Genomic DNA, 15612 nt, shown 5'->3' on the forward strand with positions numbered 1-15612 from the left:
GTGCCGCGCAGCAGTTGCGCGAGCCGGCGCCTGCCGCCTTCGCCCAGCGGGGCGGACTTCTTGCGCAGCTTGAGCGGCGTGATGCCCTGGCGGCGCAGCTCGGCCCGTGCCAGGGCGGCGCTGTCGGCCTGCAGTTCACCGGATGTCCGGGTGCCAGTGCGGTCGACCCCCTTCCAAGTGAACACCAGACCGGTCTCAGCCCCCACCCCCGCCTCCGTCTGGGGCGGCGGCGGTTGCGCGGACGCTGTTGTCGTCGGCGGGGCGGCTTGCTGAGCAGTGCCCTGGGCCATGGGATCAGTCCTTGGTCACGCGGTTGAGTTCCTGCAGACTCAGCAGGCCAGCCTTGACCTTGGTCAGCCCGGAGCGGCGCAGATCGGCAAAGCCTTCCTGGGCCGCCAGTTCCGCGAGCTGGAAGGACGTGCCACCCCCCATGATCAGCTGCCCCATGGCCTCGGACACCTGGATCACCTGAAAGATGCCGATGCGCCCCTTGTAGCCGTTGACGCACTGCTCGCAGCCCACCGGCTTGTACAGGGTGATACCGGCGTCGATCTCGTCTTCAGTGAAGCCCTCTTCCAGCAATGCCTCGCGCGGCAGCTCTTCCGGCTGGCGGCAGTGCGGGCACAGCTTTCTGGCCAGGCGCTGGGCCATGATCAGCAGCACGGACGAGGCGATGTTGAACGGTGCCACCCCCATGTTGGCCAGGCGTACCAGCGACTGGGGCGCATCGTTGGTGTGCAGGGTCGACAGCACCAGGTGGCCGGTCTGGGCGGCCTTGACCGCGATCTCGGCGGTCTCCAGGTCGCGGATCTCGCCGACCATGACGATGTCGGGGTCCTGGCGCAGAAAGGCGCGCAGGGCCGCGGCAAAGGTCAGGCCGGTCTTGGGGTTCATGTTCACCTGATTGATGCCCGGCACCTGGATCTCCACCGGGTCTTCGACGGTGGAGATGTTGATGTCCGGCTTGTTCAGGATGTTCAGCGCCGAGTACAGGGTCACCGTCTTGCCCGAGCCGGTGGGGCCGGTCACCAGTACCATGCCGTATGGCTTGCCGATGCACTCCAGGAAGGCCTCCTTCTGCACCGGGTCCATGCCCAGGCGGTCGATGCCGACGGTGGCCGCGCTGGAGTCCAGGATTCGCAGCACCACCTTTTCGCCGTACAGTGTGGGCAGCGTGTTGACGCGAAAGTCGATGTCGCGGCTGCGGCTGATCTTGAGCTTGATGCGTCCGTCCTGCGGGATTCGCCGCTCGGCGATGTTCATGCGCGACATGACCTTCAGGCGGGCGACCAGGCGGCCGGCGATGCTGACCGGAGGGTTGGCCACCTCGCGCAGGATGCCGTCCTGGCGGATGCGGATGCGGAAATATTTCTCGTACGGCTCGAAATGGATGTCCGAGGCGCCGCCGGTAATGGCATCCAGCAGGATCTTGTTGACATAGCGCACGATGGGCGCGTCGTCGGTGTGCAGGTCGGACTCCGCGTCCTCCTCCGGCTGGCCCTGGCCGAGTTCCAGTTGCTCCAGGTCGGTCTCCATGATCTCGGTCATGGCTGCATCCTGGGCCGCCAGGATGCGGTCGAGCGTGCGGGAGAGCTTCGCCTCTTCCACCAGGATGGCATCGACGGCAAAGCCGGTGTTGAAGCGGATCTCTTCCAGGGCGCGGTCGTTGGTGGGGTCCGAGACGGCAACGAACAGCCGCTTGCCGCGGCGATGGATCGGCAGCACCCGGTGTTTGCGCACCAGCCGTTCGTCCACCAGCTCGAAGGGCTGCTCCATCAGGGTCATGGCGCCGAGGTCGAGCAGCGGCACGCCGAACTCCTGCGAGGCGGCGGTGGCGATGCTCAGGCTGTCCACCAGCTTCTCGGCGATCAGGTAGTGGATCAGGGGCTGGCGGCGCCGCGCCGCCTCCTGTTGCGCGGTGCTGGCCTGATGCTCCGAGAGCAGGTGCTCGCGGATCAGTCGCTGAGTCAGTCCCGCCGGCGTGATCTGTGGGGTCGCGGTGGCCATGGGGGACTCAAGGGATTGAAGTGGCTTGGGAAGGTCAGCGGTTGACGCCGAATGCCAGGCGCACGTTGCTTGCGACCAGGCCATTATCCTTCTGCTCGCTCTCGTTGAGGTAGAACTCGAGGATGGTCTCGCGGTTCATCAGCATCTCTTCGGTCACCTCGGCGGCGACCTCGTTGGCGTGACAGAAGACGCTGACATAGGGCGAGCCGGGTTCGCGCGGATCCGTGATCCAGAGGTCCGGCGAAATGGCGTTGATAAAGCGCAGGAAACCATAACCCTTGTCCGGAAACCACTTGGTGCATACGCCACGCACGCACGAGCCGGCGTTGCCCCACTCGTTGCGGGGCTCGTAGGAGACCGGCAGCAGGTCCGGGATCAGAAAGCCGGACCAGAAGGCATCCACCTCTTGCTGTAGCTGGCGCGAGACGTTCTTGAAACCGATCAGTTCGACCCGGCAACCGCGATTCTGCAGCGCGCTGACCACCTGCAGAAAGTCGCCGTCTCCGGTCACCAGAATCACCTGGTCGAGCTTTTCCGCCTGCAGCATGGCATCCACGGCCATGTCCAGATCGGCATTGGCCTTGGTGGAGACATTGCCGGCCTCGTCGGTGTAGCGGCGAACGTATTTAACCGTGATCTTCCAGCCGAAATCGCGCACCATCTGCTGGTACATGCGCGATTTCTTGGCGTATTCGATATCTTCGCGGGCGCGCTCGGCATCGTGCGCAATATAGGTATTGAGTCGTTGCAGGAGTCCCTTCTCGCGCCCGGCGAAGCGCCGCAGCACGTCGTACCGCATCTGGTATCCGCCGTTATAGCGGACATTCTCGGCGTCAACATAGACACCGACTCTCTGCGTTGAGGGCAAGATAAAAACCTCGTCGGGGCAGCTTGGAGATTAGAACCGGTTCGGCGCCAGGGGCACCGAGCGGGCCATTGCGACCCGCCAGCGGGTTGTCCGGCAGGCGGGCCGCAGTGGGCAGTGAGTCTCCGGCCTTCTGGAGACGCTGATGTGTCGGGTATCCCTGGTGGGGATCAGGCCCGACAAGCGGCGTCGGGGTCTGGGATTGAACTGAAGGCCGGAGCGCGTATCCGCGGCTTACTGGTTGGCGCGGTTGTCGATCAGGTCGTTCACCACGGCCGGATCGGCCAGGGTGGAGGTATCGCCCAGGGAGTCGATCTCGTTGCAGGCGATCTTGCGCAGGATGCGGCGCATGATCTTGCCGGAACGGGTCTTGGGCAGGCCTGGCGACCACTGGATCAGGTCGATGGTGGCAATGGGGCCGATCTCCTGGCGCACCAGCTTCACCAGTTCCTTCTTCAGCTCGTCGGTGGGTTCGACGCCGGCCATGGGTGTGACATAGGCGTAGATGCCCTGGCCCTTGATGTCATGCGGGTAGCCCACCACGGCGGCCTCGGCAACCGACTCGTGCAGTACCAGCGCGGATTCGATCTCGGCGGTGCCCAGCCGGTGGCCGGAGACATTCAGCACGTCGTCGATGCGGCCGGTGATCCAGTAGTAGCCGTCCTCGTCGCGACGAGCACCGTCACCGGAGAAGTAGTAGCCGGGGTACTGCTTGAAATAGGTGTCGATGAAACGCTGGTGATCACCGTAGACGGTGCGCATCTGTGCTGGCCAGGGGCGGGTGATGACCAGCGCGCCCTCGTTGGCGCCCTCGATGAGGGTGCCTTCGGCAGGATCCACCAGCGCCGGCACCACGCCAAAGAACGGCCGCGTGGCGGAACCGGGCTTCAGCGGCGTGGCCCCCGGCAGCGGCGTGATCAGATGGCCGCCGGTCTCGGTCTGCCACCAGGTGTCGACGATGGGGCAGCGGCCGTCGCCGACCACGTTGTGGTACCACTCCCAGGCCTCCGGGTTGATGGGCTCGCCCACGGAGCCGAGGATGCGCAGGCTCTTGCGCGAGGTCTTCTTCACCGGCTCTTCACCGGCGCGCATCAGCGAGCGGATGGCGGTGGGCGCGGTGTAGAAGATGGCGACGTTGTGCTTGTCGATGACCTCCCAGAAGCGCGACATGTCCGGGTAGTTCGGGATGCCCTCGAACATCAGCGAGGTGGCGCCATTGGCCAGCGGGCCATAGACGATGTAGGTGTGACCCGTCACCCAGCCGACGTCGGCGGTGCACCAGTAGACCTCGCCGTCCTGGTAGTCGAAGGTGTACTTGTGCGTCATGGCGGCGTAGACCAGATAGCCGCCAGTGGTGTGCAGCACACCCTTGGGGGTGCCGGTGGAGCCGGAGGTGTAGAGGATGAACAGCGGATCCTCGGCGTCCATGGGCTCCGGCTCGCAGTCGGCGGCGGCCTCGGCCACGGCCTCGTGATACCAGATGTCGCGACCGTCGGCCCAGGCGACGTCGCCGCCGGTGCGGCGCACGACGATGCAGGTGTCGACGCTGGGGCATTCCTCCAGCGCCTTGTCGGCGTTCTTCTTCAGCGGGATGTTGCGACCGCCGCGCACGCTTTCGTCGGAGGTGATCAGCAGCTTGCACTGGGAGTCATTGACACGGTCACGCAGGGAGTCCGGCGAGAAGCCGCCGAAGACGATGGAGTGGACCGCGCCGATGCGGGTGCAGGCGAGCATGGCCACCGAGGCCTCAGGGATCATCGGCAGGTAGATGCAGACGCGATCGCCCTTCTTGACGCCGCGCGACTTCATCACGTTGGCCAGCTTGCAGACCTCGGCGTGCAGTTCGCGGTAGGTGAGCTTGCGGTCTTCCTCGGGGTTGTCGCCTTCCCAGATGATCGCGACCTGGTCGCCGCGGCTGTCCAGATGCCGGTCCAGGCAGTTGTAGGAGACGTTCAGCTTGCCGCCCTCGAACCAGCGGATATGCACATCGTCCGGTCCGTAGTTGTAATCCATCACCTTGTCCCACTTCTTGAACCAGGTGACGAATTTATCGGCATACTCGGCCCAGAACCCTTCCGGGTCCTCCACCGAGCGTTGGTACATGCTGCGGTAGGCCTCTTCATCGACGTGGGCCTTGGCAGCGATCTCGGCGGGTACCTCGTAGACCTTCGACTCGGACATAATTTCGATCTCCTCGATCTGATTCTCGGCGTTGACGAAAGCGACGCAGCCCTTCGTGCCGGCCTTTGGTATGGCTTGCTGCGAACCCGCAAGTCTAAACCTTTGATTGCGAGCCTGCCAGCATCACGCGGGGCTCAGTGGCCCAGGCTGTCGCCCGCGGCATCAGGCAACGGCAGGGAGCGGCCGGTAAGCCGCTGATAGGCCTCGGCGCCGGTCGCCAGCGTCCGGCAGCGCAGGATGGCGGCCCGGCCCGGCGTGGCCGGATCCGGCTGCACCCGGCAACCACCGGCGGTCGCGGCGGCAAGGGTGTCCGGGGCAAGCCTTGCGCGGCCGAACACGGAAATGACGTAACCGCCGGGGATGGCCGGCGGGACCTGGAACGGGGTGCCGTCCATCAGGGCCACCCAGGCGGGCATGAAGTGCGGCCCGTACAGGTCGAAGAAGCCGTTCGATCCGCGCAGGTGGGCCTCGATCGGTCGGCCGCCGATGAGCTCGATGTTGCACAGCCCGGTATAGCCGGGCAGCCATCGGGCCACCCAGCGGCGGATGTCCGCCTCGAGCTCGGGCAGTGCGGCGCCCACTTCCCAGTACAGTGGGCGCTCGGCGTCCTTCGCGGCCGACGCGCGGGTATGGGCAAACCAGCGTACCTCGCCGTCGCGCACCAGGCAATCGCTGCTGGTGTGCGTGCCGTGCAGGCATTCGCACCAGAAGCTGCCCGGTTCCTCCGGGATGGCGTCGGCGCGGACGCGACGGGCGGCAAGCCCCATGCCGGAGAGGTTGACCACGGGTTTGACGAACAGCTCGGTGTCGGCGGCGATGCCGTAGGCCGCCGGGTCAACGCCGCAGGGGGCGGCGGTGAGTCCGGCATCCAGCGCCAGCGACAACTTGTCGTAGACGCGGCGGTGTTGCGGACACAGGCGCCAGGCCGCGGCATCACTCACCGGCACCTCGGCCACCGGCTGCGGCCGGAACAGGTGCTCGCGTCCGGGCAGAATGCCGATAAAGGGCATGCCTGCCTACGCCGCCGCCTGGCGGCCGGCCAGTTTGCCAGCGGGTCGGCCAGCGGATTCGCCAGCGGATTCTCCGCGCTGTTCCCTAACCAGCTCCACCTGGCACAGGCCGGACTTGAACGGCGGAAAGCCGCTGATGGGGTCCAGATGACGGTCGTCGGTCAGCATGTTGATGTTGGCGTGGTTCCAGCCATGGGCGCAGTGCACCACCCCGGGCTTGACCCGGTCAGTGACCCGGGCGACAAAGTCCACCGCCCCGCGGGGCGAGCGCACGCGCACCGCATCGCCGTCGCTGATGCCGCGGGGGGTGGCGTCCTGCGGATGGATCTCCACCAGGGGATCCGGTACGGCGCGGCGCATGCGCTCCAGATACTGGTGCTGGGAGTGGGTCATGAACCGGGTGCGCGCGCCGCTGGTGAGCACCAGCGGGTAGTCCTGTGCCAGCTCCGGGGTGGAGACGGGACTCTCCGCTGGCTCGGCATAGACCGGCAGGCCGTCATGCCCCACTGCCCGCAATTCTTGGGCGTCGAATTCCACCTTGCCGCTGGCGGTCTTGAAGCCGCGCAGGCGATACAGCCGGTCGGCGTCGAGAAAGCCGTGGTCGATCAGGTCGTCGATGGCCGGGGCATAGACGGTCACCCCGTCCGGACTGGCAAAGATCTGCTGACGGATGTCCTCCGGAATGCCCTCTGCCGCCTCGGCCCAGGAGGCCTCGAGATCGCCGTCCCAGAACTGCTCGGACATGCCGAGCCGCACGCCGAGTTGCAGAAACACCTCGCCGTCCGCACGCGCCTCGCCCTTGGGTGGGACCACGGCACGGCGATAGCGCAGCTCGCCCTGGTAGGCACAGCCCGGGTAGGCGATCAGCGCGGGCCGTTCCAGATTGGTGGCAGCGGGCAGCACGATGTCGGCCATGCGCGTGGCCGGGTTGTGGAAGAAGTCCGATGCGGCAAAGAAGTCCAGCGCGCCAAGGGCCCGTTCCATGCGTCCTGAGTTGGGCCACATGGCGGTGTTGATGCCCATGGCCAGCAGGCCGCGGATGCGTTGCGGACGGCCGTCGAGGATGCAGTCCGGCAACAGCATGCTCTGGGCGGCGGGCCAGTAGCGGGTCCAGACCGGAAAGACCTCGTCGCCGACTCGGGGCGGCAGGTCCTTGAGACAGTGATCGAACAGCTCGATGGGCTTCGGCAGCACCTTGTCGTTGAAGAAGCGGTTGCCGCCCTCGCGGTCCAGGTTGCCGGTGACGGCGGACAGCAGGATCACGGCGCGGTGATTCTGGAAGCCGTTGCTGTGCTGCACGGTTGCGGTGGGTGACAGCATGATCTGCGCTGGGGCGTTTTGCGTGTATAGTTCCACGGCCTTGCGCAGGTCCGAGGCATCGATGCCGCAGATGGCCGCGACCCGCTCCGGCGGGAAGCCCTGCACATAGTCGCGGAAGGCCTCGATGCCGTTGGCCCACTGGTCCAGAAAGGCCTGATCCTGCCAGCCGTTGGCGAAGATCAGATGATGGAACCCCAGCGCCAGGGCACCATCGGTGCCCGGGCGGATCTGCAGATGCACATCCGCCTGCTCCGCCAGCGGTGTGCGTCGCGGATCCACCACCACCAGGCGCTTGCCGGGCCTGGCCGCGGCCAGCGGGTGCGACTGGAACGGCGGGATGGAGCCCAGTGGATTGGTCGACCAGACCAGCAGGCAGCGGGTACGGTTGGAGGCCACGGTGGAGGTGGTCTTGATCTTGTAGCCGAAGGTGACCTTCTCCGCGACCATGGTGGCGGAGAAGCAGCAGCCGCTCTCGGTCATGTAGTTGGGCGAGCCGAAGGCGTGCGCCAGGCGCTGCAGTTGCGGCCGCGCCTCCTTGGTGTAGCCGGCGAAGAAGGCTGCCGCCGGGGCGCCGTGGGCGTCGCGTATCCCGGCCAGACGCGTGGCGATGGTGTCCAGGGCCTCGTCCCAGGAGATGCGCTCGAACTGGCCGCTGCCGCGGGGCCCGCTGCGCCGCAGCGGATACAGCAGCCGATCCGGGTGGTTGCGCCGGTCGAGCTGGACGTAGCAGCGCGGACAGTCCGGGCCGTCGATCTTCACCGGTTCGCCGTCGGCGTCCAGCGTGACATCGATGGCGCAATTGGCGTCGCACTCGTAGCAGGTGCTCTTGACGGTGGTCACGCGTGGTGGCTCCTTGGAAATGTGTTTGATGAGCGAGAATTCGGTTTTCGCGGGTGCGGATTCAAGCTTGGTGCAGGAGCTTCAGCACGCGCTGCAGGTCCTGCCAGCCCTTCGCCTTGTCCGCCGTGGAGTGGGGGCGGAGATAGTACGAAGGATGATAGGTGACGATGGTTGGGATGCCCTCGCCGCCACCGGCGGGTTGACAGGCGTGGATGCGTCCGCGCAGGCGACCGACGGAGTCGGTGGTGGCCAGCAGATGGTTGGCGGCGACACCGCCCAGGGCCACCAGCAGCCGTGGCCGGACCAGGGCGATCTGACGCGCCAGGAAGGGTCCGCAGGCGGCCATCTCGTCCGGGTTGGGATTGCGGTTGTTCGGCGGTCGGCACTTGACCACGTTGGCGATGTAGACCTGCTCGCGCGGGAGCCGCATGGCCTGCAGCATCCGGTTCAGTAACTGTCCGGCACGGCCGACGAACGGCTCGCCGCGCAGGTCCTCGTCATGACCCGGAGCCTCGCCCACGAACATCAGAGCGGCGTGCTGGTCTCCGGTACCGAAGACGGTGTTGGTGCGCCGCTCGCACAGCCGGCAGGCGCGGCATTCGGCAACCGCCGCCTGCAGGTCCCGCCAGTCCATGGATGCAGTCGGAAGGCCGGGCCCGACTCCGGTCACAGTCTCGGCCCCAGTCCGGATACCGGCCACGTCGGCGTTCGCCCTCGCGGCTGCGCTACTGTCCGTGTTTGCTGCAACCGTATCCAGGGCCGCCGGCGCAATCTCCGACAGTGTGACCTGCGGCAGCGCGTCCGACGCGCTGTCCGTTGTGGCCTCAGCCGCAGCATTCGCTGCATCCGGCGCCGCATGGGTCGCAACGTCCGGCGTTGCCTCGGCCGCTCCATCCACCGTACGCACCCGCCACAGGGTGATCCCCATGGCTCGCAGATAGTGTTGCCGGCGGAATTCGTTCACCCGTCAGCCTTCAAACTTCGCCCTTCAAACTTCAAACGACCCCCTTAGACGTCTCCCTTCTGCGGATGCGCCCGCTGCTGTGGAAACAGCACCTTGTTGACGGCGTTGAGATAGGCCTTGGCCGAGGCGATGACGATGTCGGTGTCGGCACCGGCGCCGTTGACGATGTGTCCGCCCTTCTCCAGCCGCACGGTCACCTCGCCCTGGGCGTCGGTGCCGCTGGTGATGGAGTTCACGGAGTAAAGCCGCAGCGTGGTGCCGCTGTTGACGATGGTCTCGATGGCGCGGAAGGTGGCGTCCACCGGACCGCCGCCGATGGAGGCGCCGATCTCTTCCTCGCCGTCGACATTCAGCACCAGGTCGGCGCGCGGGGTCTCGCCGGTCTCGGAGCAGACCTTCATCGAGACCAGCTTGATGCGCTCGTTGGCGGCGTCCAGGATGGCGTCGGTGACCAGGGCCTGCAGGTCCTCGTCGAAGATCTCGTGCTTCTTGTCCGCCAGGTCCTTGAAGCGGCTGAAGGCGGCGTTGAGTTCCTCCTCGCTGGAGAAGGTCACGCCGAGTTCCCCCAGCCGGGCGCGGAAGGCATTGCGGCCGGAGTGCTTGCCCAGCACCATGCGGTTCTGGGTCCAGCCCACGTCCTCGGCGCGCATGATCTCGTAGGTCTCACGGTGCTTGAGCACGCCGTCCTGGTGGATGCCGGACTCGTGGGCAAAGGCGTTGGCGCCGACGATGGCCTTGTTCGGCTGTACCGGAAAGCCGGTGATGCTGGAGACCAGTCGAGAACAGGTGACGATCTGCGTGGTATCCAGCCCGGTATCGCAGTCGAACAGGTCCTGGCGCGTGCGCACGGCCATGACGATCTCTTCCAGCGCGGCATTGCCGGCCCGTTCGCCGAGGCCGTTGATGGTGCACTCCACCTGGCGCGCGCCGTGACGCACGGCGTCCAGGGAGTTGGCCACGGCCAGGCCCAGATCGTTGTGGCAATGTACCGAGAACACCGCCTTGTCGGCATTGGGGATGCGCTCGCGAAGTTGCCCGATCAGGCTGCCGAACTGGTGCGGCATGGCATAGCCCACCGTGTCGGGGATGTTCAGCGTGCGCGCGCCGGCGTCGATCACCGCCTCCAGCACGCGGCACAGGAAATCGATCTCGGAGCGGCCGGCGTCTTCCGGCGAGAATTCCACGTCGTCGGTGTACTGGCGCGCCCGGCGCACGGCATGGATGGCCTGCTCCACCACCTGATCCGGGCTCATCTTGAGCTTCTTCTCCATGTGGATCGGCGAGGTGGCGATGAAGGTATGGATGCGCCCCGAGTTGGCATGCCGCAGCGCCTCGCCGGCGCGGTCGATGTCCTTGTCCAGCGCCCGCGCCAGGCCGCAGACGGTGCTGTCCTTGATGGTCTCGGCCACCGCCTTCACCGCCTCGAAGTCACCGGGGCTGGCGATAGGGAAGCCGGCCTCGATGACGTCCACCCTGAGCTTTTCCAGTGCCTTGGCGATGCGCACCTTCTCGTCGCGGGTCATGGAGGCGCCGGGGCTCTGCTCGCCGTCGCGCAAGGTGGTGTCGAAGATGATCAGGCGGTCTTTGCGGCTCATGCTGGCTCTCACGTCGTCTGCGATCAGGATGCCACCTATTATGAGCACGAATGGGCCGCTTCGCACCCACTCGATGCTGGAGACAGCTGACAGCCGATGACTGCTGCGGATAGCACGCCCGCCATTCGCGCTTGAGCGTCAGTAACTGCTTGACGACGAGCGCGTCGTCTATCGGTTACCCAAGCTTCAGGGAAATGCTGATTCATTCAGCATTTCCCGTGCGGGGCAGGAGGCCCCGCGTGCTGATTTTTGGCCAGGATGGCCAATAAATCAGCGTCTCCTAAGCGCGATGGCTCCACGGCGATGACACGCACGCCACTGGAGCTGCTCGACCATCTCGCCGCCTTGATCCCGCCGCTTGGGCAGCACCGCCCTCGCTACAGCGCGTTTCTGCCCCAACAAAAACCCACTGCACATCCGGAGGGTTCCTTGACCAATCCGCGGTCCTCCTCTAGCCTCACTACCCCAGCGCTGCTCGACCTGCAAACGCGGCTGGAGTACCTGGCTGTCGGGCGGTATCGCGGTCCGTCCTTTCGGTGCGCCCTGAAGGGCTTGATCATCGCGCCGGCCCGTAGCCGGTAGGGTGGACAAGCGCAGCGCCGTCCACCAAACCCCGCGCTGGCGCTGCCGCTGGTGGACGGCGCTGCGCTTGTCCACCCTACGTGCTCTACTTCGGGAGGTGGCCGGAACGATGATCAAGGCCCGCCCGGAATGTACACCAGACGCGTGTAAAACCAGCTCATCGAGCGTAAGTGTCATTGGGTCCTGCCTGATGTATTTGGTGCCGACCTTGAACAAGACCTTTCTGCGGCTGCGGCTGGTTCTGTTCGCAAGGGATCGCTGGCAGGGCGATTACTACTTGGCGATATCAAGGCGTGTCGGCGCATGGGCGCTGCGGAGCATGCATTGGTCCGACAAGCGTTCTCGGTCGATGTAATGGTCGATGGCAAGCCCGCAGTTTATTGTGAATTGGCGATGATGTGACTTGCTCGCCCTGGCCATCGAGTCTGCACCTGATAGGGAGCAAGGCCTCCGGTGGGGCCGAGCGCTGGCTGCAGCGCTTTGCCCGCGCGCTGGCCGAGCGCGATGCGCCGGCCGCGGTGGGGGTCCGTGCCGAAAGCACCGTGGCTGAACTGGACATGGGTGGACTGCCCCTGTACTCCCTGCCATTCAGAAGTATCTGGGACCCGGTTTCGCGGCATGCCGTCACGCGTCTGATTCGACGCTTGCGGCCGTCAATCGTGCAAACCTATATGGGGCGTGCGACACGACTGACGCGGCTGTCGAATGGGGGAGGCGCAGTCCATGTTGCCCGCCTTGGTGGTTACTATAAGTTGAGTCCGTATCGTCATGCCCACGCCTGGATCGGCAACACCCGCGGCCTCTGTGATTGGATGGTTGCCCAAGGGCTGCCTCCAGCGCGGGTCTATCATATATACAATTTCGTCAATGCTCCGCGGCCTAGGCTCGATGCGGAGATTGATCAATTGCGGATGTCTCTGGGCATGCCCGCGGATGCCTGGGCGCTGGTGACTATGGGGCGCTTTGTGCCAGTCAAGGGGCATCGGGTGCTGCTGTCAGCGTTGACCGATGTGCCAGACGAAATTGATGGCCGCCCCTGGCGGTTGATTTTGGTGGGCGATGGGCCCTTGGCTTCTGAGCTCATTCGCCAATCACGCGACGCCGGGCTCCAGGATCGTGTCATCTGGGCCGGGTGGCAGGAGGATCCCGCCCCTTTTCTGCAGCTTGCAGACCTGGTGGTGTTCCCGTCGAACGATCCTGAGACCTTGGGGAATGTCATCCTGGAGGCTTGGGCCTGGCAGCGCCCCCTGGTGACGACGCGCTTTCGCGGTGCGCGCGAGCTTACGCATCATGGCGAGGATGCGTGGTGCGTGCCTTGCGAGGATGCGTCGGCCTTGGCAGAAGGCATCCGGCGAGTGCTCGGCGATGCGTCGCTGCGTTCGGCTCTGGTTCGGGGGGGGGCCCGCCGTGCCGCGGATGAGTTCGCCGAGGCGGTGATCATGGATCGATATCTGAACCTATACCGCCGCTTGCTCAGCGAATAGTTTTAGGGAAACGCTGATTGATTCAGCGTTTCCAGTGCGGGGCAGGAGGCCCCGCCATTTTTAGCGGCGCACGCCGCTGAAAATGAAGCGATTCGGAAACCGCGTTTTCGAATTGCGTGCCGATTTTTGGCCTGGATCGGATCAGGGAGGCCAATAAATCAGCGTCTCCTCAGTGGATCCCTTGACGTCATGCAGCCGAGACTATCCATTCTGATGTATCACCAAGTGGGGTACTTTGCCCCCATGCGTTCCCATCGGGCCAATTACTGCGATGCCGGCCGTTTCCGGCGACAGATGGCGTTTCTGGCCAAGGGCGGTTTTTCGGTGTTGTCCCTGGATCAGGCCCTTGCTGGTTTGCGGGGCGAGCTCAGGTTGAAGCCGCGATCGGTGGTGTTGACCTTCGATGATGGTTATCGAAATTTCCGCGAGCATGCGTTGCCGGTGCTGCAGGCCTACGGTTTTCCAGCAGTCGTCTACGCGATCAGTGGTTGGCTTGGTCGGCGCATGGCTTGGGCCCGGCATGAGCCGGGTCGCCTGGAGCCAGAGCTATTGAGCGCGGCCCAACTGCGCGAACTTCAGTCAGCCGGTGTCTGCGTCGGCTCCCATGGACTCAGTCACGCCAAGCTGGGGGAGCTCGACGCCGATGCACAGCTGCGGGAACTGGAGGGCAGCCGCAAGGCGCTGCAGGATCTGCTGGGCAGCGACGTGCGGCATCTCTGCTACCCCTTCGGCAGCTTTAACCGCGCCACGGTCAGCCTTGCCGGCGAGGTCGGTTATGCAAGTGCAACCACTTGTCTGCGTGGTGCTGCGACACCAGCAGATCATCCGTTGGTCCTGCCGCGCAAGGCGATTTCCTTTGGCGACAGCCTCGCCGGTTTTGCCTGGAAGGTGGTTGTTAAAAATGCCCCCAAGTCGGAGTTGGTGCGTTGGCGGGCCGTGATGGCGGAGGCAGAGTCGGCCGGGTCACCGTCGGCGCTCGATTCGGGCGAGACCCGAACCGAGTGCATCGAATAACCTAACCCGGGGAGACGCTGATTTATTGGCCTCTTGGCAAAAAATCAGCGTCTCGTTGGCAGAACCGGCTTGATGATGTCGCCGACATGGTGGATCATCGCATCGGGCCTGCTTCTCGGTTTGCGCCGATAACCAAATAGAGACTGGGAGAATCGACATGGCAAAGAGCTTTAAAGAAGCGCTGGATACCCTTGTTAAAGAGCGCATCGCTGCCGGGGAGGATCCCGCCGAGCTGTTCGATGAGTTGCATCGTGAGGCCAATCAGGTCTTTGGCCATTACAACCTGGAGTATGAGCTTGGCATGATGTTGCGCGAGGAGAAAAAAGACTGAACAGTCACGGCCTGGTCCACGGGCGCCCCTGTTCGAACCTGCGAAGGCGCTGGCCTGCTGGCTCAACCGCGCGGTGGGCGAGACGCACAGTGTCGCCTGTCCCTCGGCGCTGATTGGGGCCTCTAGCTTCTTCGAGCTGGCGGTGGCGGCGGCGATCGCGCTGCTCGGCTTCCAGTCAGGCGCGGCGTTGGCCACTATCGTCGGAGTGCCGATCAAGGTGCAGGTGATGCGGGTCGACCGCCACGATCAGTCGCAGAACCCGCACCCGCCATCTCTTCTTCACCGGCAAGGGCGGCGTGGGCAAGACTTCGCTCGCCTGCGCCCACCACCGGTGGCTGGGCATAACGGGCCTTGGTGGTGGCGATGGCCAGATGTTCCGTGTCCTGTTGCGCGCACTGCGTGCCCAGCCGCTTGATGTTCTGCACATCGAGCGGGATGCGCTCGGCGACCGGCAGCAGCTCTTGTCCGGGGGCGGTCAGCCCCAGCAGACGCTTGCCGCGGCGCGCAAGCGACTCCACGCGCCGTTCGCCTCCGGATCCTTGATGTTTTTATTCATTCGCTGAGACTATAATCCGCCAACTGCAGGAGAGTGGATAGTGCTCACCGCTATCCCGCCGAAGGCGCAAACTCCCATAATCGCTCAGGCAGATGTACTGCGGAATCAACCAATACTCGTCGACTGGAGAGAGGTTGGCCTAGACCCAACCCACCGAAGGGGCAATGCAGTTCTCTGCACAAACTCTCAGGTAGCCGGACAGAGGGAGAGACGAATTCAACCCCTCTGCGGGAGGTTCTTCGTGCTCACCTATATCTACATGATCGCTATCACTGCTGAAGGTATGTCGGGGGCTCTTGCAGCCGGACGCCGCAACATGGATATCTTCGGTGTTGGTGTCATTGCCTTTACGACTGCACTGGGTGGCGGCACCATCCGTGATATCTTGCTGGGTAACTTTCCTGTGACCTGGACTCAGCATCCTATCTATATCTATCTGACCGTGTCGGCAGGTCTGCTGACGGTTGTTATAGCCCGCTTTATGCATCACCTGCGCAAGCTTTTTCTGTTATTGGATGCAATGGGTTTGGTCGCGTTCACCATTATTGGCTGCAGCGTGGCGCTGCGGCTCGAATACAACCTGGTAGTCGTGATCATGGCAGGCATGATTACGGGCATCTTCGGAGGAATTCTCCGTGATGTTCTGTGCCAGCGTGTGCCTATTGTCTTCAGGGAGGAGCTTTACGCCAGCGTTTCTTTTCTGGTGGCCGTGCTTTACCTGGCGCTGGACTCTCTGGGCGTACACCAGGATATCAACCTTGCAGCTTCCTTCGCATTCGGGTTGACAATGCGTATTGCTGCCCTGTACTGGGGCTTGAAGCTGCCTACGTTCAGTTACGATCCTGGACGCTGGCATTGATCTG

General features: G+C 64.6%; 12 protein-coding genes, 1 pseudogene and 2 riboswitches. Of the genes and pseudogenes, 6 read left to right on the forward strand and 7 right to left on the reverse strand.

All coding sequences use genetic code 11. The annotated features are described in order from the left end of the window. Positions 1-294: 294 nt before the first annotated feature. From pilB to F2Q65_RS03160, 7 genes are all read right to left on the reverse strand, one after another. Positions 295-2007: a type IV-A pilus assembly ATPase PilB gene (pilB, locus tag F2Q65_RS03130; RefSeq protein ID WP_150090335.1), complete on the reverse strand. Its 1713-nt coding sequence runs from the start codon at positions 2005-2007 to the stop codon at positions 295-297. Between the two features lie 34 nt (positions 2008-2041). Then, a complete protein-coding gene (locus F2Q65_RS03135) occupies positions 2042-2875 on the reverse strand; it encodes a LabA-like NYN domain-containing protein (RefSeq protein WP_150090337.1) in 834 nt (277 codons plus the stop codon). 231 nt (positions 2876-3106) lie between these two features. After that, positions 3107-5053, reverse strand: a complete 1947-nt coding sequence (gene acs, locus F2Q65_RS03140; protein ID WP_150090339.1) for an acetate--CoA ligase — start codon at positions 5051-5053, stop codon at positions 3107-3109. A 134-nt stretch (positions 5054-5187) separates the two neighbouring features. Next, positions 5188-6063 (reverse strand): ATP-grasp domain-containing protein, encoded by an 876-nt coding sequence (locus tag F2Q65_RS03145; RefSeq protein ID WP_150090341.1) that lies wholly within the window; start codon positions 6061-6063, stop codon positions 5188-5190. A gap of 6 nt (positions 6064-6069) precedes the next feature. Further along, entirely contained in the window at positions 6070-8223 is a 2154-nt protein-coding gene (locus F2Q65_RS03150) for a molybdopterin-containing oxidoreductase family protein (protein ID WP_150090344.1), read from the reverse strand. A 61-nt stretch (positions 8224-8284) separates the two neighbouring features. Continuing rightward, positions 8285-9187: a uracil-DNA glycosylase gene (locus F2Q65_RS03155; protein WP_246155941.1), complete on the reverse strand. Its 903-nt coding sequence runs from the start codon at positions 9185-9187 to the stop codon at positions 8285-8287. Between the two features lie 44 nt (positions 9188-9231). Next, positions 9232-10782 (reverse strand): 2-isopropylmalate synthase, encoded by a 1551-nt coding sequence (locus F2Q65_RS03160; RefSeq protein WP_150090346.1) that lies wholly within the window; start codon positions 10780-10782, stop codon positions 9232-9234. A gap of 980 nt (positions 10783-11762) precedes the next feature. Here F2Q65_RS03160 and F2Q65_RS03165 point away from each other — a divergent pair. From F2Q65_RS03165 to F2Q65_RS03185, 6 genes and pseudogenes are all read left to right on the forward strand, one after another. Beyond that, a complete protein-coding gene (locus F2Q65_RS03165; protein WP_150090348.1) occupies positions 11763-12848 on the forward strand; it encodes a glycosyltransferase in 1086 nt (361 codons plus the stop codon). 294 nt (positions 12849-13142) lie between these two features. Next, complete coding sequence (locus tag F2Q65_RS03170) at positions 13143-13862, forward strand: polysaccharide deacetylase family protein (RefSeq protein WP_342782210.1); 720 nt, start codon at positions 13143-13145, stop codon at positions 13860-13862. Positions 13863-14019: 157 nt separating this feature from the next. Next, on the forward strand, positions 14020-14193 hold the full coding sequence (locus tag F2Q65_RS19385; RefSeq protein WP_170265493.1) for a hypothetical protein: 174 nt from the start codon (positions 14020-14022) through the stop codon (positions 14191-14193). 46 nt (positions 14194-14239) lie between these two features. Next, a pseudogene (locus F2Q65_RS19855) lies at positions 14240-14422 on the forward strand (arsenical-resistance protein); the annotation flags it as partial. Positions 14423-14489: 67 nt separating this feature from the next. Then, positions 14490-14756, forward strand: coding sequence for a hypothetical protein (locus F2Q65_RS20365; protein ID WP_170265495.1), 267 nt, complete (start codon positions 14490-14492; stop codon positions 14754-14756). Between the two features lie 9 nt (positions 14757-14765). Beyond that, positions 14766-14859, forward strand: a riboswitch (glycine riboswitch). 3 nt (positions 14860-14862) lie between these two features. Then, a riboswitch (glycine riboswitch) is annotated at positions 14863-14961 on the forward strand. Positions 14962-14990: 29 nt separating this feature from the next. Then, positions 14991-15608 (forward strand): trimeric intracellular cation channel family protein, encoded by a 618-nt coding sequence (locus F2Q65_RS03185; protein WP_150090350.1) that lies wholly within the window; start codon positions 14991-14993, stop codon positions 15606-15608. Positions 15609-15612 lie beyond the last annotated feature (4 nt).

Source organism: Thiohalocapsa marina (genome assembly GCF_008632335.1).
GTDB lineage: Bacteria > Pseudomonadota > Gammaproteobacteria > Chromatiales > Chromatiaceae > Thiohalocapsa > Thiohalocapsa marina.

Excerpts from the sequence above, each read along its gene's own strand:
- pilB (WP_150090335.1), bottom strand. The coding sequence starts at position 2,007 with ATGGCCACCGCGACCCCACAGATCACGCCGGCGGGACTGACTCAGCGA.
- acs (WP_150090339.1), bottom strand. The coding sequence starts at position 5,053 with ATGTCCGAGTCGAAGGTCTACGAGGTACCCGCCGAGATCGCTGCCAAG.
- F2Q65_RS03145 (WP_150090341.1), bottom strand. The coding sequence starts at position 6,063 with ATGCCCTTTATCGGCATTCTGCCCGGACGCGAGCACCTGTTCCGGCCG.
- F2Q65_RS03160 (WP_150090346.1), bottom strand. The coding sequence starts at position 10,782 with ATGAGCCGCAAAGACCGCCTGATCATCTTCGACACCACCTTGCGCGAC.
- F2Q65_RS03170 (WP_342782210.1), top strand. The coding sequence starts at position 13,143 with ATGGCGTTTCTGGCCAAGGGCGGTTTTTCGGTGTTGTCCCTGGATCAG.
- F2Q65_RS19385 (WP_170265493.1), top strand. The coding sequence starts at position 14,020 with ATGGCAAAGAGCTTTAAAGAAGCGCTGGATACCCTTGTTAAAGAGCGC.